This is a genomic window from Sphingobacteriales bacterium, from assembly GCA_016719635.1.
Lineage (GTDB): Bacteria > Bacteroidota > Bacteroidia > Chitinophagales > JADIYW01 > JADJSS01.
The window spans coordinates 404,215-424,975 of sequence record JADJYT010000002.1 but is presented as its reverse complement, the minus strand read 5'-3'; the positions used below and the strand labels follow the sequence as shown (position 1 = coordinate 424,975).

At 41.4% G+C, this 20,761-nt stretch carries 22 protein-coding genes; 12 read left to right on the top strand and 10 right to left on the bottom strand.

Going from position 1 to position 20,761, the window contains the following annotated elements:
- Nucleotide 1 precedes the first annotated feature (1 nt).
- The 4 genes from IPM95_06085 to IPM95_06070 all read right to left on the bottom strand — a co-directional run bounded on the left by IPM95_06085 (nt 2) and on the right by IPM95_06070 (nt 4,607).
- Complete coding sequence (locus IPM95_06085; GenBank protein ID MBK9328883.1) at nt 2–1,630, bottom strand: metallophosphoesterase; 1,629 nt, start codon at nt 1,628–1,630, stop codon at nt 2–4.
- A gap of 70 nt (nt 1,631–1,700) precedes the next feature.
- Nucleotides 1,701–2,165, bottom strand: a complete 465-nt coding sequence (locus IPM95_06080; protein ID MBK9328882.1) for a gliding motility lipoprotein GldH — start codon at nt 2,163–2,165, stop codon at nt 1,701–1,703.
- 64 nt (nt 2,166–2,229) lie between these two features.
- Nucleotides 2,230–4,377 (bottom strand): NAD-dependent DNA ligase LigA, encoded by a 2,148-nt coding sequence (gene ligA / locus IPM95_06075; protein ID MBK9328881.1) that lies wholly within the window; start codon nt 4,375–4,377, stop codon nt 2,230–2,232.
- On the bottom strand, nt 4,374–4,607 hold the full coding sequence (locus IPM95_06070) for a 4a-hydroxytetrahydrobiopterin dehydratase (GenBank protein ID MBK9328880.1): 234 nt from the start codon (nt 4,605–4,607) through the stop codon (nt 4,374–4,376). Before IPM95_06070 ends, ligA begins: the two co-directional genes overlap by 4 nt.
- A gap of 48 nt (nt 4,608–4,655) precedes the next feature.
- On the opposite strand from IPM95_06070, the gene IPM95_06065 reads away from it, so the two are divergent.
- Nucleotides 4,656–5,588 carry an alpha/beta hydrolase gene (locus IPM95_06065; GenBank protein MBK9328879.1) on the top strand — a complete coding sequence of 311 codons (933 nt, stop codon included), beginning with the start codon at nt 4,656–4,658 and terminating at the stop codon, nt 5,586–5,588.
- 6 nt (nt 5,589–5,594) lie between these two features.
- Here the strand turns inward: IPM95_06065 and IPM95_06060 are convergent, their stop codons facing one another.
- Together IPM95_06060 and IPM95_06055 are read right to left on the bottom strand one after the other, a co-directional pair.
- Nucleotides 5,595–5,990 carry a biopolymer transporter ExbD gene (locus tag IPM95_06060; protein ID MBK9328878.1) on the bottom strand — a complete coding sequence of 132 codons (396 nt, stop codon included), beginning with the start codon at nt 5,988–5,990 and terminating at the stop codon, nt 5,595–5,597.
- Between the two features lie 4 nt (nt 5,991–5,994).
- The gene (locus IPM95_06055; protein ID MBK9328877.1) at nt 5,995–6,693 is read right to left on the bottom strand and encodes a MotA/TolQ/ExbB proton channel family protein; all 699 of its coding nucleotides are present in this window, start codon (nt 6,691–6,693) and stop codon (nt 5,995–5,997) included.
- Nucleotides 6,694–6,817: 124 nt separating this feature from the next.
- On the opposite strand from IPM95_06055, the gene IPM95_06050 reads away from it, so the two are divergent.
- Nucleotides 6,818–8,131: a metallophosphoesterase gene (locus tag IPM95_06050; GenBank protein ID MBK9328876.1), complete on the top strand. Its 1,314-nt coding sequence runs from the start codon at nt 6,818–6,820 to the stop codon at nt 8,129–8,131.
- Here the strand turns inward: IPM95_06050 and IPM95_06045 are convergent, their stop codons facing one another.
- Both IPM95_06045 and IPM95_06040 read right to left on the bottom strand, forming a co-directional pair.
- Nucleotides 8,132–9,061, bottom strand: coding sequence for a DoxX family membrane protein (locus IPM95_06045; GenBank protein MBK9328875.1), 930 nt, complete (start codon nt 9,059–9,061; stop codon nt 8,132–8,134).
- 68 nt (nt 9,062–9,129) lie between these two features.
- Complete coding sequence (locus tag IPM95_06040) at nt 9,130–9,360, bottom strand: hypothetical protein (GenBank protein MBK9328874.1); 231 nt, start codon at nt 9,358–9,360, stop codon at nt 9,130–9,132.
- A 181-nt stretch (nt 9,361–9,541) separates the two neighbouring features.
- Between IPM95_06040 and IPM95_06035 the strand changes: the two genes are divergently transcribed.
- Both IPM95_06035 and IPM95_06030 read left to right on the top strand, forming a co-directional pair.
- Entirely contained in the window at nt 9,542–10,009 is a 468-nt protein-coding gene (locus IPM95_06035; protein ID MBK9328873.1) for a hypothetical protein, read from the top strand.
- Nucleotides 10,009–10,503, top strand: coding sequence for a DUF4112 domain-containing protein (locus IPM95_06030; protein ID MBK9328872.1), 495 nt, complete (start codon nt 10,009–10,011; stop codon nt 10,501–10,503). The genes IPM95_06035 and IPM95_06030 overlap by 1 nt, the downstream gene beginning before the upstream one ends.
- A 55-nt stretch (nt 10,504–10,558) precedes the next feature.
- Here the strand turns inward: IPM95_06030 and IPM95_06025 are convergent, their stop codons facing one another.
- Nucleotides 10,559–11,311 carry a hypothetical protein gene (locus tag IPM95_06025; protein MBK9328871.1) on the bottom strand — a complete coding sequence of 251 codons (753 nt, stop codon included), beginning with the start codon at nt 11,309–11,311 and terminating at the stop codon, nt 10,559–10,561.
- Between IPM95_06025 and IPM95_06020 the strand changes: the two genes are divergently transcribed.
- Nucleotides 11,274–11,696 (top strand): hypothetical protein, encoded by a 423-nt coding sequence (locus IPM95_06020; protein MBK9328870.1) that lies wholly within the window; start codon nt 11,274–11,276, stop codon nt 11,694–11,696. The two genes, IPM95_06025 and IPM95_06020, sit on opposite strands and share 38 nt — an antisense overlap.
- 125 nt (nt 11,697–11,821) lie before the next feature.
- On the top strand, nt 11,822–12,124 hold the full coding sequence (locus IPM95_06015; GenBank protein ID MBK9328869.1) for a YXWGXW repeat-containing protein: 303 nt from the start codon (nt 11,822–11,824) through the stop codon (nt 12,122–12,124).
- A gap of 6 nt (nt 12,125–12,130) precedes the next feature.
- On the opposite strand, the gene IPM95_06010 is transcribed toward IPM95_06015, so the two are convergent.
- Nucleotides 12,131–13,399: an NAD(P)-binding domain-containing protein gene (locus IPM95_06010; protein ID MBK9328868.1), complete on the bottom strand. Its 1,269-nt coding sequence runs from the start codon at nt 13,397–13,399 to the stop codon at nt 12,131–12,133.
- A gap of 189 nt (nt 13,400–13,588) precedes the next feature.
- On the opposite strand from IPM95_06010, the gene IPM95_06005 reads away from it, so the two are divergent.
- The 6 genes from IPM95_06005 (at nt 13,589) to IPM95_05980 (ending at nt 20,718) form a co-directional block, all read left to right on the top strand.
- A complete protein-coding gene (locus tag IPM95_06005; GenBank protein ID MBK9328867.1) occupies nt 13,589–14,428 on the top strand; it encodes a universal stress protein in 840 nt (279 codons plus the stop codon).
- 27 nt (nt 14,429–14,455) lie between these two features.
- Nucleotides 14,456–14,896 carry an Hsp20/alpha crystallin family protein gene (locus IPM95_06000; GenBank protein ID MBK9328866.1) on the top strand — a complete coding sequence of 147 codons (441 nt, stop codon included), beginning with the start codon at nt 14,456–14,458 and terminating at the stop codon, nt 14,894–14,896.
- A 199-nt stretch (nt 14,897–15,095) separates the two neighbouring features.
- Complete coding sequence (locus IPM95_05995) at nt 15,096–16,097, top strand: NAD(P)/FAD-dependent oxidoreductase (protein ID MBK9328865.1); 1,002 nt, start codon at nt 15,096–15,098, stop codon at nt 16,095–16,097.
- Between the two features lie 35 nt (nt 16,098–16,132).
- Nucleotides 16,133–16,465 carry a (2Fe-2S)-binding protein gene (locus IPM95_05990; GenBank protein ID MBK9328864.1) on the top strand — a complete coding sequence of 111 codons (333 nt, stop codon included), beginning with the start codon at nt 16,133–16,135 and terminating at the stop codon, nt 16,463–16,465.
- Nucleotides 16,466–16,664: 199 nt separating this feature from the next.
- Nucleotides 16,665–19,652 carry a TonB-dependent receptor gene (locus IPM95_05985; GenBank protein MBK9328863.1) on the top strand — a complete coding sequence of 996 codons (2,988 nt, stop codon included), beginning with the start codon at nt 16,665–16,667 and terminating at the stop codon, nt 19,650–19,652.
- A gap of 76 nt (nt 19,653–19,728) precedes the next feature.
- Entirely contained in the window at nt 19,729–20,718 is a 990-nt protein-coding gene (locus tag IPM95_05980) for a hypothetical protein (protein MBK9328862.1), read from the top strand.
- Nucleotides 20,719–20,761 lie beyond the last annotated feature (43 nt).

The following is a 20,761-nucleotide window of genomic DNA, read 5'->3' as shown; positions in this document are numbered from 1 at the left end:
ATCACAATTTCACCACTTTCTCACTCACCAGTTCATCATTCTGTTTGATGCTGATGATGTATTCACCGGCAGGTAAAGCTTGCAGGTTATTCAGCTCAATCTTATTGTTGCCCATCAGGCTGCTGCCGGTCCATATGGTTTCCACTGCTAATTGTCCGGCGATATTTTGAATGGTAATAGCGGTCTGCTTGTTCTCTCTGGCAAAAAACTCCACCATTACGGTGTTGGAAAATGGATTTGGATATATTTTTAAATCAATTATTGTACTATTGTTACGTATGCCTGAAATAATGGCAGAGTCTACCTTTATGATTCGGAATTTATCAAATAATTCTCCGTTATCCTTAAAGTAGGAGGCAGTCAGCGTATTCCCCCTTACGTCCAGTATCATGCTTCCGACTCCTTTATCGGCAGAATATTTTTTATACATAGCCGGGTACATCTTGCCATTATCGGGTTCGTGTTTGCCGCTGTTACCGACAACAGCATACACCGTACCTTTGTCTTTGTTCATTCCGTATGTGTATTTAATATAAGTACGGTTGCTGTCCGGGTTTCCGGAGGTGCTGTCAATCAGCATTGTCTGTCTGTTGAAATCCCCGGACCATCCGTAATGTTTATTGATAAGATAAGAACGTTCATAAACATGGCTGTGTCCGCATAAAACCAAATCAATGCCATACTTTTCAAGGATGGGTATGATACGCTGGCGCATGCCAATCATGAATAACTCAAATCCGTCATCCGAGTCGTGAGAGCCTTTTGAATAGGGTGGCTGATGCCAGTATGCCACCTTAAATTTTTTGGTGGAACTTTTTATGTCGTTTTCGAGCCAGGTCTTATAAGGATTTGGTAAATCAAAAAAAATGTATTGCCACAGCTCCGAATTGAGTGCGATAAAATGTGTATTGCCGTAATCATAAGAATAGTAATTTTCCGTATTGGAAGCGACTCCACCCATTTCAGCATTCTTAAATACTTCTACCATATCGAAATATGGGCCTCTGTGTTGAGACGGATCATCAAAACGATTTACACTGTTGTAGTCGTGATTGCCAGGTATCGGATAAAAAGATAAAAATCGAAAGATGGAGTCATACCCATAGGTGTTGCTGAAAACATTCCTTGTATATTCTGCATCTGTGCCGTCTGTGTAAGTATTATCACCCAGCCATAACCAGCCATCTATCACATTGGACTGCAGATGATTTTCAAACCACCTGCGGACACTTATCTGTTCATTGTTGCCTGCTCCGAAATCACCGGTTACCCAGAATTTAAATCCTGATGTATCTCCGGGTGATGGTGCTGTTGTAAAATGATGTTGTTCGTTTGTTCCTGCTAATGTTTCGGCACCAAACCCCACGCTGTAGTAATAGGTGGCCTTGGGGTTTAATCCGGTAATCTTAATGGTGTGATTGACCACCTGTGTGGTGTCAGTTAAGGTATTATTCAACAAATCCGGAGAGAAACCATATTTCACTGTGGAAGGCGAAGGAACCGATGTACGCCACATGATTTTGACACTGCTGTTTGTCATGCTTTGCAGATACGGGCCACGGGTAAGTGTTTGTGCAAAGATTCCATAAACAGGAATTAGGGTGAGCAGCAGGCAAACTAATTTTTTCATCCGGTTAGATTTGCATAAAGTTATGAATAAAGTTTGAGATGTTTACAGATTCATATTTGTAATTTTAGTGTCATTTTTGGTCTATGATAACACCTATATCAGAAACACCGTCTATGGGGTCTTTGCGCATCAACTGTATAATCTGAATAGTGTAGTTCCCTTTTGCCGAGAGAGGAAGTGATGTTCTCAATGGAACCGTTTGTGTACATAAACTGCCGGTAGTTTTTCCGTAAGGGTTTCCGTCATTTCTAAATAAAGGGATTTCATAGCGAAAACTGGTGTCCAGCCCATTGCTGCCTTTGATCAATACTTTCAGCCACAGATTGCTGAATTCGTATTCTTTGGAATGACGGACACTGACAGCATAATGGTAAATGTGGTTCGATTCAACAATTTGGATGTCATAGGTTAGGGTGTCGGTAGATCTCCACTTTCTTATATCCACGCTTTTATAATCATTGTAAAAATGTTTCTGTTCGCATGCAATCAGCCCGAAGCATAAAAACAATAAATGGATGAATGGCTTATTCTTCATGGTTTAATCCAGATCTTTACAAATATACAGGTTGAATTCCGGTTGCGATAACTTAGTGTTGACATTATTCAATCATTCTCAAAAAATCTGCTTCATCAATGATTTTAATGGAAGGTATCTTTTGTGCTTTTGCCAGCTTACTACCGGCTTTTTCCCCGGCAATCAGATAATCCAGATTTGGACTGACAGCGCTCAGATTCTTCCCTCCGTTTTTTTCTACCAGCACTTTGGCTTCATCTCTTGAAACCCGGGTGAGTGTGCCCGTAAACAAAAAAGTTTTACCATCGAGTTTGGCAGAATCCAGCACTTCCTCCGTTTTTGAAATATTCACACCTGATTTTTCTAAATCCTTAATGAGCTGGATATTTCCCTCATCCGTAAAAAACTGAAACAGGGATTGAGCCACTTTTGGACCCACATCTTCCAAAGTGGCATATTGTTCTTCCGTCCAGTGCCGGAAGTCGGTCAGCTTGTCCACTTTTTTTGCCAGCATCTTGGCGGTAGTGCTGCCGATATGGCGAATGCCAAGACCAATAATCAGGCGGTACAGGTCACTTTTTTTGGAAGTTTCAATTCCATCTTTTAGGTTCTGAACAGACTTATCTTTCCAGCCTTCCAGCTGCCGAACCTTTTCATAATCGATTTTATAGATGGAGATGAAATCCTGTATGATGTTTTCACGTAAAAAGGTGCGGATGATTTCTTCCCCCAATCCGGAAATATCCATAGCTTGCTTGGATACGAAATGAATTAAATGCTCTTCCAGTTGAGCCGGGCAGTTGGGATTGATGCATCGCCACACACTTTCATCCATGGGTTTTACCAAATGGTGATGACAAGACGGGCATTCGGTCGGGAATTTTATGCTGGTTTCATTGCCCCTTCTGCGTTCGGGAATACTGCCCGCAATATAGGGGATGACGTCACCGGCTCTTTCAACAATAACCGTGTCGTGCAGCCGTATGTCCTTGTCAATGATAAAATCTTCATTGTGCAATGAGATGGAAGCTATTTCCACGCCCATCAATTGAACGGGATCAATTTTAGCCACCGGTGTGATGGCTCCTGTTCTGCCTATCTGAAATTCCACCTTGCGCAAGACGGAGGTGGCCTGCTTGGCCTTGAATTTATAGGCAACCGCCCATTTCGGGTGATGTGAGGTCCTGCCGATTAATTGCTGCTGCTGGATATTATTGACCTTAATGACCATGCCGTCGATATCGAAAGGGTAACTGTCGCGTTTTTGCTCCCAATGTTTGCAGAAATTTTCTACTGCTTCGATATCGGTAAAAATGCCTCTCTCTTTATACGGCGTCCTGAAGCCCAGTTCTGTCAGTACTTCCAGGTTCTTATCATGCGATTCAAGAATGTTGGTTATGTCATTGCCGTTTTTATCTTCGGCATATCCTAACTGGTAGATAACGGCATCTAATTTTCGGGCAGCCACTTCAGCGGAATCTTTGAGACGTAAACTTCCAGCAGCCGTATTTCTGGCATTTTTATACAGCTCCAGTTCTTTTTTATTTTCCTTTCGTAAAACTTCGTTTTGCAGCCTGCGTTCAGTGTTTATATTTTCCAGGATGGCTAATTCCAATAACACTTCGCCGCGCAATTCAATTTTATGAATCCCATATTTCGAAAAATCGGCTTTCAGCGGGATGGACTTGATGGCTTTGGCATTTGTAGTGATTTCATCGCCTTCCACACCGTTTCCGCGGGTGGCGCCCCGCACCAGTCTGTCGTTCTCATAAACTAAAGCGATACTGCTGCCGTCAAATTTGGGTTCTGCAATATATTCTACGGTGGTATGTTGGGTTAAGGCTACTTTTACCTTTCGGTCAAAATCGTTCAAATCCTCAATATTGTAAGAATTTTCCAGCGATAACATCGGTACCAGGTGCTGCACGGTCTGAAATTCATTGTTCAGTCCTTTGGCCACCCGTTGTGTCGGCGAATCGGAAGTTACGAGGTTGGGGTTCTCTTCCTCAATGGATTTTAATTTCTTAAATAAGCGGTCGTAGTCATAGTCGGTGATCAGCGGGCTGGCATCGACATAATATTTCTTGTCATGAAAATTGATGACGGTCTTGAGCTCTTCGCAGAAAGATTCCAGTTTGTCTTTGGGAATGAAATCATCCAGTTTTTTCAGAAGCCTTTCTGTAAGTGTAACCAATTCGTACTTATTTCCGGATGAGAATAAATCATTTTTCATATTAAAGCATCGATTGCTTCCGCTAATTTATGGTCTTTTTCTGTAACTATATTTCCGGCATCGTGGGTTTGCAGGGAAATGATCACTTTATTATACACATTGACTATTTCGGGATGGTGGTTTTGTTTTTCCGCCAGCAGGGCCACTTTTGTTAAAAAGGCAAAAGCGTGTATAAAGTCAGTAAAATGAAACTCCTTCACCAGTTTGTTATCTTTTGTATTCCAACTCATACGCAAAATTTGATATCTTAGATAAAGTTAACAGAATAATCAATACCTATGAATTTCAAATTGCGTTTTTTACTGTGGTTCGTCAATAATATAAAACCTATCCGGCAGGTGGAATATAAAGATGTTCCGAAACAGAGAAAAGTAAATGAAAAAGTATCTGGATTGGGCAAGATTTTATTCGATAAGAAAACCGATGTGAAAGAAACGGAAGACACTTCCTTTCACGGAATACCTGTAAGAATATACAGGTATTCCGTTTCCCCGAAACAGCCCGTGATTATTTATTTTCACGGAGGCGGGTTTGTATATTATTCTGTTGAGTCACATGATTATGTGGCACGCCGGCATTGTGACATGAATCAATGTACCGTAATTTCGGTCGATTACAGGCTGGCACCGGAACATCCTTTTCCCGCAGCTCATCAGGATGCCTACACGGTGATCGGATATGTCCATGAACATGCAGCCGAATTAGGGATTGATTCATCACAGATGATTGTTGCCGGTGACAGCGCCGGTGCCAATATCGCAGCCTGTGCCTGTCATCATTTTAGGAATTATCCGGATATTAATATCGCCGCTCAGGTGCTGGTTTATCCGTGGGTGGATGGAAAAATGGATACACCTTCGATAGAAAAGTATCAAACAGGCTATTTGCTGACCAGGGATGCCCTGCTGTGGTTTCAGCAGGCATATACTCCTGATCCGGCAGATCACTGCAATCCGGAAGTGTCACCGATTTATCAGAAGGATTTTGGAAAACTGCCTCCCTGCTTTGTGCTTACCGCTGAATATGACCCTTTGAAAGACGAAGGATTCTCGTATAGTCAGAAGCTGAAAGAGGCCGGAAACGCAGTATGGTACAAAGACTACAAGGCACTGGTGCACGGATTTATGAATATGCCATTTTTAAGCTCAGAAGCGATGCGGGCATATCAGGATATACAGGCTTTTATAAATCTGGAAGTAAAATCAAAATAGAAATAGCTATCGTTGTTCAGTACTTAGTACCATTTTTAATTTCAGCTTAGCGCCGAGCGACATGATATCCACCAGATCCTGAACAGTCAGATTGTCCGCCACCCGTAACACGACCGTAGGGTCTGGATTGTTGGCCAGGGCTGCCTGCAAGGCATTTTCGAGGCCTTCCAGCGGCAGTTCCGTGGTATTGATGTAATAGCGTTTATCCGCTGTGACAGAAAGGGTAATGGGTTGTTTAGCCAGTTGTTCCGTACTGTTCGCTTTGGGCAGCATCAGTTTGATCACATTGGGATTGGCCATGGTGGAGATAATCAGAAAGAACAACATCAGGAAGAACATGATATCGTTCATGGATGCCATGGCATCTTCATCGTGAAACTGTCTGCGTCGCTTGATATTCATCTTCTTATTTTACCGGTTTCTGAATACCTTTTACAAATTCAAAAATCTTTATCTGCAATTTCATGGAATAGTTGTCGATTCGGGTTAAGAGAAAATGGAACCCCATGAAGGCAATTACCCCAACAATCAGACCAGCACCGGAGGTAATCATTTTCTGATAAAGACCGGTCGTAATGGTACCAATCGATATATTACCGCCTGAAGAAGCAATATCATAAAAGATGCGGATTACCCCTAGAATGGTACCGATGAAACCCAAACGCGGTGCGATACCGGATATCATGCTGATATAGCTGGTGCGTTTTTCCATTTCATTCAGTTCAATGCTGGACTGAATATCCAGTGCTTTTTCGATGTGGTCAATCGGTTTTCCCAACTGAGAGATACCGGCCTGCAAAACATTACCCAAAGCTGATTTATCAGCCAGGCAAAGGGCATCTGCGCCCTGAATATTACCGGCATATAATTTTTCCAGTACATCCCGGACCAGGTTGTCATTCATGGTTGCCCGTTTGCTGATAAAAATAAATCGTTCAACGATGAAGAAAATGGCCAGTGCAAGAAATACCAGTAACGGTATCATCATGAAACCACCTTTGAAAAGCAAATCCAGGTAAGAGATTTCCTGAGAAGGTGCGGCTGCTGGTGCTAATGCCTGTGTAGTATCTAAAACGGTCGTGGCTGCCTGCAAAAGTATTCCCATAATCTAAAGTTGTTTTAACAAAAATAAGATTTTATCGATAACGTCAAACACTTATATACTATTGTGCTGTGGATAACTAATAATTCAGGTTGTTTGACTATTTTTAAGGTATAAAATCCATTTCATGCGCCTGAAAAAATATCACCTGCTTTATATCTGTCTGATGGTTATTCCTTTTTCTTCCTTCTCTCAAACAAAAACGATGCCTGAATTTGATCTGAACAAAGAAATTCCGGGAGCGCAGTATAAATTTTCATTTGTACATATAACGGATACTCATATCGGAGAGGGAATTGCCGACTATGGTACGCCGGGATTCTTTAATGACACCATGCCAGATACGGATAATTCCAAACCGGCGAATGCCCTGCGGGAGGCCGTAAAGTGGATTAATTTTCACCGTCAGGATAAGAATATAAAATTTGTGGTGGTATCCGGAGATTTGACCGGCAGTGCTGAAAAATCCGAATTCCTGAAATTCAAGGAAATTATGAACGGATTGCAGGTGCCTTATGTGCCTGTTATTGGCAATCACGATGTATGGCCTTATGTAAAATATCAGACGGAAGCACCCTATGCTTCGGGTGATTCTGTCATCAACGAAGTGTTTGGAGAGGTGTACGATAATGCAAAACTGTTTTTTGATAACTGGAATGACGGAACAAGACTTTTCAGGACATACAATCCTGAAACAGGCCTGGAGCATTATCTCCAGAATTTTTCGTTTGAATACGATGGGTTTGTTTTTTACGGATTGGATTTTAACCCCCGATATCATGTGAATAAAGCAGAACCGGGCATCGGACCGGAAGCACAGTTGATGGACTGGCAGGGAGGTACTTACCGCTGGCTGAAAGAGGAACTGGCGGTCAATCCGCACAAAAAGAACCACAATGTGCTGTTTATTTCACACCATCCCGCTACAGAAAACATATTGGTGATACTTTCCAATTTTGTATTTGACTGGGACGAATATACAAAACTGACGGATATGCTGAAACCGTATAAGCCAAATCTGGGGCTCTGGATGACGGGCCATATCCACGTTGATTACGACTATCCGCTGGTAGATAAAATTATGAGAGTGAGAGGTATGGCCGCCAATAAAGATAATGATTCTGCCTATTTTCAAGTGGTCAACGTGTATGAAGCACCGGATGTTTCTACGGGTTACATACCACAAAAAAATGATAAAACCACCCTTTACCCGAATCCGAACAATGGCAAATTTATCATTCATCAGGAATTGATTCATCCCGGCAGTAAAGTTCAGTTATTCGATGTGCTTGGAAGATGTGTATATGATCAAAGGATGAACAATGATTCAAGAAGGTCAAACTATTATGAGTTTGATTTTTCCTTCCTGACTAAAGGTTCTTATACGATAGTGCTGATAGATGAGGAAGGCAGCCGCTCACAACGGTTTGTCCTTCAATAATTATTCTGCCATCCATTTTTCCATATCCTCCTGATTCATCGTAATGCCATTGAATTTCTTTTTAACGGTGCTGTTATCGACATACATAATGACCGGTAAGCCGATGCCTGCTACCTTTATCCAGTCTGCAGGGCCTAAAAACAGATTATGCGGGATATTTTGAGTGTGGGTGTCTTCAAAAAATGCTTTCTCCAGTTTTTTATCACCGTTAAGTGCTATGTAAATCGGGAGAGTGGGATTTTTCTTATGAATGACAGCCAGTTTTTTACCGGCGATTCTGCAGTGAGAACACGTCAGACTCATGAATGCAATGATATGTTTTCCCTTTCTCAGGTCAATTTTTGGTTTTTCTGTCTTTGACGGCTGGTACATAAGTTCCAACGGCAATCTGTAGTTCACCTTTTCTTTGTCAAGGGTGGAAGAGAAGGTAGGATTTACGGGGTATATGAAGAATCCAAGGCACATGGAACCTATAAGCAATACAGGGCTTATAATAAGTTTCCACCTGGTGTTCCAGTAATCTTTTTCCGAAATGAGATATAATACAATAAAACATACCAGTAGAAACAGGTTTTTAAGAATGCCTTGCAAAGGAGACATGACGACCAATTCACCAAAGCAGCCGCAGTTGCCGGTATTGCCTTCGGTAATGATTTTATAAACCAAATAGACGGAAAATACAATCAGCAGGGCTGTGGCAAATTTTACCGTAATCTTTCGCAGGGCTATATTCAGTATGAGCAGCATGCCCAGAAAAAACTCCATGCCTATAAACAGCCGGGCAATATAGGGCGATGTCTTCCAGGTAGCCATTCCCATATCCACAAATTGGTACTCGAACGGCTCCATCGGGTATATCTTGGAAGCGGCAGATACTATAAAGACGATACCTAAGGAAATGCTTAGTAAGATGGAGAGTGTTTTTCTCATAAAAGTTAAAGATAAAAAAAAGAGCGATGAATATCGCCCTTTAAATTAATAACAGTTGACAGATGTGTTTATTTCAATGAACATCCATCTGTAGCAACGGTCGAAACTGCAGTAACACTAGCATCCACTGCATCACAAAGAGTTTGATTAGATCCGGCTGCTGAGGCGGCGGTATTAAATGCGGATACAGCTGCAGGATCAAGAGCTGCATCTGTAATGGTACATTTACATGCTTTTTTGCAGGAAGATGCTCCCAGTGTCAGAATCGCTGCGAAAGCGAAAACAGTAAGTTTTTTCATAAATTTATTTTTTTAGTTAAATAATGCTTAAAGATATAGGTTTGATTTAAAAATCAAAAATAAATCCCATATTTTTTACCAAATGATTTGTGAACAATTGGTTATTTATGGTCACTTTAAGGGCAGTTGTTTATCATGAAATCAAAAAAAATACGTAGGTTTGCATATCAAAGTTTTAAAGATGGCTATTTTACAATTCAATCATTTATCAGAAGAGGAAAAAACATTGATATACCTTTCTCCGGCATTGGTTTCCTATTTAATCGGAGGGGCAGACGATAACTTTGATGCGGAAGAAAAAGAACAGTCAAAGCATGTCGTTCGGTTGAGAGCATCTGTCGGAGATCCCATTTTATTTGACTTTTTTAATGAGGTAGAAACGAATTTTGAATCACAGCTGATATCTTTAACTCAACTATATGGCCAACTGCCGGCGGAAGAACGCACACACCTGTTGGTTTTGGAACTTACGAAACTGAACGATATCCTCCTAAAAGTGGATTCATTATATGCCCGCTCATTACTCAAAACGCTGAGAAGTCTGGCACAATCTGTTGCAGAAGCATCCGGCGGACTCTTTGGTTTTCTGGGGGTATCGTATGATGAACAGCATTTGCTGGGATTAAATATGATTACGGTCGAACCCTGATGCCCGGTCCTAATAAAATAGAAGGCAAAACCATACCCCCATCGCTGCAGAAGATAGCTCGTCTGGTTCGTTTAATGGATAGCCAGTTTCGAATTCCGGGCACTAATATGACTTTTGGCATAGATCCTATCATCGGGTTGGTTCCGGGTTTCGGTGACCTAGTAGATTATGGCATTTCCATTTATCTATTAATTGCTATGCTTCGAAATGGCGCAAGCGGCAAGTCGGTTGCAAAAATGGTGGTAAACAGTACCATCGATGCCATTGTTGGACTGGTGCCGTTTATAGGAAGGTTCTTTGATGTTTTTTATAAGGCCAACAGAAGGAATCTGATTTTGGCGATTGAACATTTTGAAGAAGGAAAACACCATGGAAGTGCATGGTCTGTTGTCCTTCCTGTATTAGCCGTTGTATCGGTAATCTATATAATATTAGCCGTATTAACCTATTTTATATTGAAGTGGGTTTGGCTCTTTTTAGTTGGGATGCCTTAATGACAGGATATAAATGAGGAAGGGATTCAATTTGAATCCCTTCCTCATTTATGTTTTATTCGTCATCCTCCTCATCCTCCTCATCGCTGACAGAATCGTCGTCATCCTCGTCGTCATCCTCGTCGTCATCCTCGTCGTCATCCTCGTCAAACCCATATTCCAGGTCATCGGCGCTCTTTACCCTTCCTTTGGCTTTTCTTTTTGGCGAATCATCCTCATCACTCTTGTCAAAATCATCAAAATCGCCTGCCGCACCGACAGATATTTCTTTTTCAATAGGGGCTGCTACTTCCGGGAACAACTCATCTTCATCGTAATCATCCACCATCTTTTGAAGTTGTGTACTGACTTTCACCAAATAGGAGATATCCCCCAATTCAATAGGTACGGCGGATACCACTTCCTTTTTTGCATTGGTGAATTTAATAATGCCTTTGTTGTATCCATGCGGATATTTTTCCGACAATGCTCTCAGGACTTCATCGGGTACATTTTTATAATCCACAATTAACTTGCGTTTGCCGCCGGGTGGAACTACCGGCAGAACCGGTTTAGCAGGTACAGCGGTCTCGGGTTGTTTTTTATTTTTTTTGCCTGCTGATTTTGACACCGGTGTTGTCGGTACTTTTTTAGGAGGCTCTTGTTTCGCCACAGATTTGGGTTGTTTTACATGCACAACAGGTACCGGTTTCTTCACAACCGCTTTAACAGCAGGGGTACTTATTTTCTTAGCGGGTACTTTCTTCGGCACTTCCACCTTTCGGGTGGGTTTGGATACAGCTTTTGCAGGTGTGGTTTTCTTGGTCACAGTTGGTTGGGGTTTCTTATTGTTTTTTAAAGGAGTTTTTGATTTAACCGCAGCATTTTTTGCCGGTTTCTTTACAGCCGGTTTTGCGGCTGCTTTTTTAATAGCTGGTTTAACGGCAACTTTAGCTTTCACTTTTTCTTTTGGAAGAGTTTTTGCAGCTTTCTTCACAGGTGCTTTAGCAGGAATCTTTATCGTTGCTTTTTTTACAGCGGGTTTAGAAGGTTTTTTCCCAACAGTTGCCCGTGCAGGCTTAGCTGCTGCAACTTTTTTGGCTGCAGGACGAACAGGTTTAGGAGCCGGCTTGGCAGCTTTTTTCGGTTCTTCTCTTTTTGTTTTCTTTCCCACAGACAGTATGTTGTTGATGAGTTTTAAAATCATTGGCTAAATGTAAAATGAAATCAGGCAATTATGCAAATATTTTTAAAAAAAAATTTTAAAAATTAAACCTTTTGTTTTTTAAGCAGTCCAATAATAAAATAATACAGATTTAATGACCATAAAATATAGACAATGAGAAAAATAATAGTAATGATGATGCTTGTAGTTGTTGTCGCTTTGCACACAACAGCCAGGCCTCCGCATGTATATGTAAAAGTAAGGCCGAATAATTCAAAAGTGGTGGTGGTGCGCCCAGCCTGCCCCGGCCCGAAACACGTATGGATAGACGGTGATTGGGTATGGAGTCCGAAAGCTAATCAATATGTATGGATAGAAGGAAAATGGGTAGTACCCAATAATGGTATGGTATGGGTTCAGGGACACTGGAAGAATACAAAATATGGATGGCATTGGGTGCCTGGGCATTGGAAATAAGCACGATTAATATTTCATAGCCTGTTCCAGCAGACGTTTGTAAGGATAAAAATCCACCTGAACCGTATGCCGCTCAGAATCCTTATACCGTTTTTTCATCTCGGCTCTGTCTTCCTTAATTGTTTGATGCATTTTTTCTTTTGACGGAAGTTTAGACTTACCGGATAATATACCCGCTATCCATTTTGCCTGCATCTCTGAAAGTGGCATGATGGCTCCCAGCGGCTGAATAAGACCCAGAAAAAATAAATTCTTATGTTCGGGATGTACTACCTTATGGTATAATTGCACATTGTTATCTTTTGGATCAAGGAAATTCTTGTCAAAGAAAGGAAAGGTGATGCTGTAACCGGTGCAGTAGATCAGTACATCAAATGTTTCTTCGGTTCCATCATCAAAAATAACGGCATTTCCATTCAGCATCTTAACATTGGGTCTGATCTTGACCTTTCCATGTCCCACCTTATTCAGTAAATCCTGTGAAATGGTCGGATGTTCGGATAAAATTGGACGATTGGGAGTCGGTACACCGTAGTTTTCCTGTTTGCCCACATTAATCTGAAGGGCTGTCTGCAGGGCGGCACGCTGCAGGAAGAGCGGAGCATATGCCAGCGGTGGTTTGGAGATGTGGTCGGTGGGAATGCCAAATAAATATTTTGGAATGATATAGGCGCCGCTTCTGGTAGATATCACCACTTTCTTAGCCACTGTGCAGAGTTCACAGGCAATATCTACCGCAGAATTACCGATGCCGATAACCAAGACAGATTTATCTTCGAATCCATCCACAGTCTTGTAATCATGGGCATGAAGGACTTTTCCGTCAAATGTTCCGTCAAACGATGCATATTTAGGTTTCCAGTGATGCCCGTTGCAGACCAAGACGGCATCGTATTCTTTTGTGCCGGTTTTATCCGTTGTAACCAGGTATTTATCCCCTTTCTTTTCAACTTGTGTAGCAGTAGTCTTAAAATGAATGTCTTTTTCAAACCCGAAATGTGCTGCATAATCCTTGAAATATTGATGAATCAGGCTGTGATGCGGATAATCCGGATAATCGTCCGGCATCGGGAAATCGGAATAGGCCATCATTTGTTTGGACGTGTTTATGCAGAGAGATTTGTAGACAGAGTTTTGGCCGTTGTCATTGCCATACCACCACAATCCGCCTATGTCTGAGCCTTTTTCATAACAATCGAAGTCAATCTTATTTTCCTTCATGACTTTACAGGCTGCAATACCCGAAGCTCCGGCGCCAATGATACATACCTTCATACTCGTTTTTGAAATGACAATTTATGGAATCTTTTGTTCTTGTGTCACACTTTTCAGAATAAAAATAAAAGCATGGAGGATTTGTTGGGCTTTCTGGATATCGGTTGTATTTTTTAGATGATATATATCATACCATTCATTCATTTTTGTTATTAACTTTATGCATAAGAATAATAAAATAAATAAAAAATGAAAAAAGTGATTGTCGCTATTGATTCCATTACATATAATGAATATGCATTGGAACATGCCATTAATATAGCCAAACAGTCCGGTGGCATGGTGTTAGGGATATTTTTACACGATATGTCTTACATTTACGACGATTTACCGGGTGTATTTACACTCGTTCCTACGCAGTATACGAATATCATTAACCGACAGAAGGCGGACAGTGAAAAATTAGAGTTGAATCTGAAATTGTTCAATGAAAGGTGTAAGAAGGAAAATGTCAGACATAAGGCACACATACATGATGGTACGGATATCGTTGATTTTCTGATCAGGGAAACGGTGTTTGCTGATTTGCTGGTATTGGATGAACACATGAGTTTTACCTATGTCAATGCCCACCAGCTGTCTAATTTCGTAGTTGATATTTTAGAGGATGCACATTGTCCCGTGCTGGTCGTTCCCAATAAGCCACAGCAGATAGATAATGTATTCTTGTGTTATGACGGAACTCCCGCCAGCGTACATGCCATTAAGATGTATTCCTATGTATTTCCGGAGTGGGCATCCAAACCCACGACCTTGGTCTCCTTCAGCGATGCGTCTTCCGATCATTTATCGCACAGCGAAAATATTAAGGATTTACTGCATCAGCATTTTTTAAATCTGAAAATTGATTTGGAGCACAATTCACGTTTGGGCGATGCCTTATACAGTTATTTTAAGCTGAATGAGGAAAATGGATTTATTGTAATGGGGGCATTCGGCAGAAGTGCGTTTTCAAGATTATTGAAAAAAAGTATGGCAAATACCATTTTAAAGGAAGTGCGGGTACCAATTCTTATTTCACACGAATAATTAATTAATCCATAAAAATAACAAGATATGAAAACAACTAAAAAACCAACAGCGACCGCAGTAAGATCAAAGCGCCCTGCGGTAAAAAAGGCTGCACCAAAACCGGTAACAAAACCAGTAGCAAAGGCTGCGTCTCCATCAGTTCCTGCAAAAAAAGAAGTGCAGATTATCAGCAGTCCATTTTGGAATATCTGGGATGCCGGAGAGGAATTTAAAGTGAGAATCTCCATTCCCGGGATAAGCAAAAAGGATATTAAAGTGAAAGTGAACGGCAACCAGTTAACCATTGGCAGTTCAAAAGAGAGCAAAATAGAAGAAAAAAGGAAAAATTACCTCGTTCAGGAATATAGTTTTGCATCCTGGAGCAGAACCATTGCATTGCCACAAGCTGTAAGTGCGGCTGATATGAAGGTAAAATACAAAGAAGGTGTACTTAAACTGGATTTGAAAAAGTCTGTAATTAAATAGACCTGTTTGCTAGCCAATTATTTTTAGGAAGGTTCCCGCATTTGCGGGAACACTTAAGTTAGTTATGGAAAGTAACTTACCGGATATTCTTTCAACCCTGCTGAAAATCATAACATTCCTTTAAAGTCAGTCTTCTTATTTTTGATTTTCGTATAATTGTACGTTTATCGTAAAATGTTCGTTTTTAACTTTATTCATTATGATAGAAACAGATATTTGTATTATTGGCGCCGGACCTGTAGGTTTGTTTGCCATTTTTGAAGCAGGATTACTTAAAATGCGATGTCATTTAGTGGATTATCTGCCGCAACCCGGCGGACAGCTATCCGAAATTTATCCTAAAAAACCTATCTACGACATACCGGGATATCCGGTCGTAGGGGCACAGGAACTGGTAGATAACCTGATGGAGCAGGCCAAACCGTTTCATCCGACATTTACGCTCGGTGAGCGTATCGAGGAAATCGAAAAACTGGAGGAGAATTCATTCATCCTGACCACCCATTTAGGTACAAAGATTCATGCAAAAATTATTTGCATAGCCGGCGGGCTGGGTGTTTTTGAACCGCGCAAACCGGCTATCAGCAACCTGGCAGACTACGAAAAAAACGGAGTAGAGTACATGGTGCTTGATCCGGAGAAATACCGTAATAAAAGAATAGTGATAGCCGGTGGAGGCGACAGTGCTTTAGACTGGACCTTGTTTCTGGCTGATGTTGCGGCTGAACTGACTATGGTGCACAGAGGTGAAATGTTCCGCGGGGCACCGGACAGCGTAGATAAGGTAAATGAATTAGCAGCAGAAGGAAAAATAAAACTGGAACTGAGTTCAAATGTCACGCAGCTGCATGGCGATGGCAAACTGGAGACGGTGACCATCTCACATAATGACGGCACTGCCAAAGAGGTGGAATGTGATTATTATCTGGCATTGTTTGGTTTAAGTCCTAAACTAGGTCCGATTGCCAATTGGGGGCTGAATATCGAAAAAAATGCCATCAATGTGGATACCAGAGATTATTCTACCAATGTCAAAGGGATTTATGCCGTAGGAGATATCAATAATTACGAGGGTAAATTAAAGTTGATTTTATGCGGGTTTCACGAGGCTGCCATGATGGCGCAGAGTGCTTCCGAAATGATTAATGGAAAAAAACCAACCTTAAAATACACCACCGTCAACGGAGTGAACGGATTTTAATCAGATATTTCCATCTTAAAACACCACCGTATTTCTTGGATAGCATCAATATTCATATTCAACAGGACGACTTTTCGTTTAAAACCTTAGAGGTTCCTACCGGCGTTCAACTTTCATTAATGGAGGCTTTGAAAGGAGATGGATATCCTGTTGAGGCGATCTGCGGCGGCATAGCCCTGTGTGGAACTTGCCGGGTGGAGGTGCTGAATAAAGATGAAATCATGCTAGATGGTGCAAATGATAGCGAGATGTGTATGCTGGAATCGTTGCCCTGTTATACAGGAAATTGCCGGCTTTCCTGTCAGATACCGGTTTCAGAAGAAATTCATGGCCTTAAACTGAGGATTCCTTCAGAAGTATTGGCCTGATTCTCTTCGTTATGAACATTTTTAATTCTAAAATCAATTTTATCAACAAACAACATAACCAAAAATGGTTACTTTATTACCTGTAAATTACAGGTGTTAACAATATTGCAATTCCAATTCATTTCAATTTTGGATATTTGCAGATAGTTTTGGGGTGAAATACCATATTCAGCCTGAAAGTCGTTCTAAAGGACAATTTATGAAGAATGTAAAGCAGTTAATTTTATTTTCATCCATTTTATTTTTTTGTTTACCACTGTTTGCTCAAACTCAAAAGGAAAAAGAAGAAAAGGAAAAGAAATTACCACCGCCTTCTGTTATCATCAGAAAGTCAAACAAAGAATTTACCGTTAAAGGTGTACTGAAAGACAAACAAACCAAAGAAGAATTGGTAGGGGTTAATATTTTCGTCGAAGGAGACCAGATGAAAGGCACCGTTACAGATTTTGACGGCAACTTTGAGTTAAATGTGAATGAGGGGGATGTTGTAATATTCCGCTATGTCGGTTATACGGACCAAAAACATACGGTAACCGGAAATGAAACGGTTAATCTTGAAATGGCAACCGAAGAGACAGAATTAACAACAGTAGTGGTATCTGCATCCAGAACCAAAGAAAAGATATTAGATGCACCGGCATCTATTGTGTCGGTAGATGCGACAGCAATTTCTAACAAAGCAGGGTTAGGTATAACCGACCATTTAAAGAATCTGTCAGGTGTGCAGGTCATGCGTTCCGGTGTTCAGGGGGGTACACCTTCTGTCCGCGGATTTAACGGGTATTTCAACAGTGATGTGATGTCATTGACAGATAACAGAGTCGCCAAGCTTCCTAATACCGGTCTGAACATGTATCAGATGATGACCACCACGGACGAAGATATTGAGCGTATAGAAGTATTGAAGGGGCCGGCAGCAGCTCTTTACGGACCGAATGCCAATAACGGAGTTATCCATATCATCACAAAGTCACCGTTAAAGACACAGGAAATTAAATTCTGGATAGCAATAGGTGCCCGTGTGAAAATAAAAAACACATTAACTGATATAAACAGGGAGAATCCCAGATTTGACTATGCTAAACTAAAGGATAGGATATTATTCTCAACCGGGATTTATATAGCCGATACGATCCATACCAAAAGACCAAAACTGAAAATGGGAATCAAGGTGTCTTCCAAATTGTTTACAGGACATGATTGGAGATACAGCGATCTGGGAGACCCTTCTTCCGTTGTCCGTTTCTCTGCCTCTGCGGATACCGTATATTACGAGCGCCCCGATGGTACGATAGACTCCAACGGACTGGGAAGTCCGGTTTTAAATGAACGGGATGAAACCATCTTGAACGGACAGGTCGATGCCCGTCTGGATTTTAAGATTAAGGAAGATTTTAATATCGTGCTGGCAGGGGGTGTCAATGTAAGCAATGGCATTATAGCCAGCCCGGTAGGAGCGATGCAGAATAAAAACTGGACCTACAGCTGGGCACAGATACGCTTCATGTGGAAAGATTTGTTTGTGCAGGCTTATATGAATGGCAATAACTCCAACAAAACTTATTTTGTCCCCGTTGGAGGCAGGTATATTGATAAGTCGCACATGTATTCTTTCCAGGTGCAGCACTCAACGCTGATTATTAAGCGAATTAACCTGGTGTATGGATTTGATGCTTTCTTTACCAGACCGGAAACAAAAGGTACACTCAACGGAAAATACGAAAATAAAGACAATATTGATGAATATGGTATTTATCTCCAGGGAGATTACAGGCTGCATCCAAGGGTGAGTGCAATTGTCGCTACACGTTTAGATTACAATACTGCCGTAAAGAAATTATTAGTGTCACCAAAGGTTGCTTTTGTCTATAAACCCGGAACCGGACATAATTTACGGTTTACTTTCAACAGGGCATTCAAAAATCCGGCTTCAGCGGCATATTATGTTGATGTAAAACAGGGAGAAATACCGGAAGGAATTGAAATAAGAAATGTTGGAACACCAAGAAACGGTTTTACATATAGTTTCAATGCCAATCCGAATTTCGGAGGACAGGTGTTGCCGCAGTTCTTATCTCCGTACGGGACGACCGGTCAATTTCACGATGTGGGCGATGCATCCTTTACCCAGACCGGCTGGCAGGGGGTATTGGGAGCCATCCGAAGCCAGTTCGGAGTGCAGGCGAATATAGATAACAACTCCGTGCTGTTGCCAATCATCAACGATGTGGTCAATATGATTATTCCGCAAAACATACCGGGAGACATCAATCAGGTGGTGAATAATTTGAATACCGCCAAACAGAAATTTGAATCCAACAATGATAAATGGAAAAACACCCAGGATATAAAAGGATTGACACCCACCACTACCTATACGTATGAATTCGGATACAAGGGGGTGATCGGTAAAATGTTTGGAATACAAATCGATCTTTACCGCACCGATTTTAAAAATTATTTAGCTCCGGTGACCTTGTTAACGCCAACGGTTATGTTTGATGCAAACCAGTTGATGGAATTTCTCGGTCCACGTATTACACAAAATTATAACAACCTCAACCCCATCGTTAAACTGGCTATGAATGCATTTCTAGACGGCAGTGAAAAATTCGGAGGAAATAATAATGGCACAGGCGATGATGAATTTGTCCGGCTCATCAGAAAAGCGGTGGAAAACCTGCCGATTGGTGTCATCACGCCCAGAGAGGCCGGCGGACCGAATTTATTGCTTGTAACCAGAAACATAGGAGACCTGACTTTATACGGGATAGATTTTAATTCTACCTTGTACCTGCCAAAGGGATTTAGTCTCAATACAAATTATTCTTTTGTAGATAAGGATTCTGTAAGGGTTGACAGTGCACCATTAGGCTATGTCGCACTGAATTCACCTAAACATAAAGTTAATGTAGGCGTAAATTATTACCATGAAAAAATTGGTTTAAATGTGGGTATGCGGTTTAACTGGAGTGCTGGTTATCCCGTCTTGTCCGGAAACTTTGTCGGACATGTCCGGCCGACACATGATATGGATTTAGACATTTCCTATACGCCCAGATTCTGGAACAACCATTATAATGTAACTTTATCCTTATCCAACCTGTACAACAAAAAACAGCAGTATTTTACAGGATCTCCGGTAATGGGTATGATGGGTGTCTGTAAGATGACCTATACCCTGTAGGATTGTCATTAAACTACAATAAGCCATCGCTCTTTATGCGGTGGCTTTTTTTCAAATTGTTTTTGTATTATTGGTGATGCAAATCCAGTATATCTCCCTATTTCTGAATATCCCTCTGTTGCTGATCGGCTTTTTTTTGCTGAACAGGGGTGCGGGAATGCTGGTGGACGGCGGAGCTTCCATAGCCCGTAAAATAAAGTTACCTGAGTCTGTAATCAGTTTTACAGTGGTTGCTTTCGGCACGTCATTGCCTAAGCTATTCACTGTTTTGCTTGCTGCATATAACGGCTATTTTGATCTGGTAATGGGTACCATTATCGGAAGCTGTATTTTCAACCTGCTGGGCATTCTCAGTATTACTGGCTTATTCCGTCCTATCCGTGCCAATAAAAATACGGCCACCATCGGTATCGTTTCGTTGATGCTGAGCGCCTTGTTGCTGTACATAGTTGCCAATAAATCATTGTTTGCTGTGTCCTCACCCGTCAGGATGATAACAAAACAGGAGGGCGTGCTGCTGCTGGGAGGTTTTATTCTGTTTATGACATATGGCTATTTTAATGTCCGAAAACATCATACCATCTGGTTTAATGATACAGAAGAAGAAACCGGTCATTACGCACTTTGGTTTGCAGGTGTTTTGTTGGCGGCAGGTACCATAGGCCTCATAGCCGGCGGTGTTCTGGTGGTAGACAATCTAATCGATATTTCGAGAAAATTTGACTTGTCACAACGTTTCCTGGGGCAATTTGTGTTATCGCTGGGCGGTTCTTTCGTCATGCTCTACTGGATGATGATTACGAAAGCGAATCAGACAAAATTTGAAGTCAGTAATCTGGTCGGGCAGAATATACTCAATATTTTTGGGATGCTGGGAGTGGCCGCCTTCATACATCCGGTGCAGTACAATCCGTCTTTCAATGTCGATATCGGCATTTTGATTGCCGTCTCGCTGCTGATTATGGGAATGCTCTGGATGGGCAGAAAGCTGACACTGAATTTGTGGAAGTGCCGTTTCCTCCTTATGCTGCTGGTGGTTTATATGCTGTATCTGTTTTTGCGGTAAGAAATAGGATTCTCAACCCGTAAGGTTGGCAATTTCTATAATC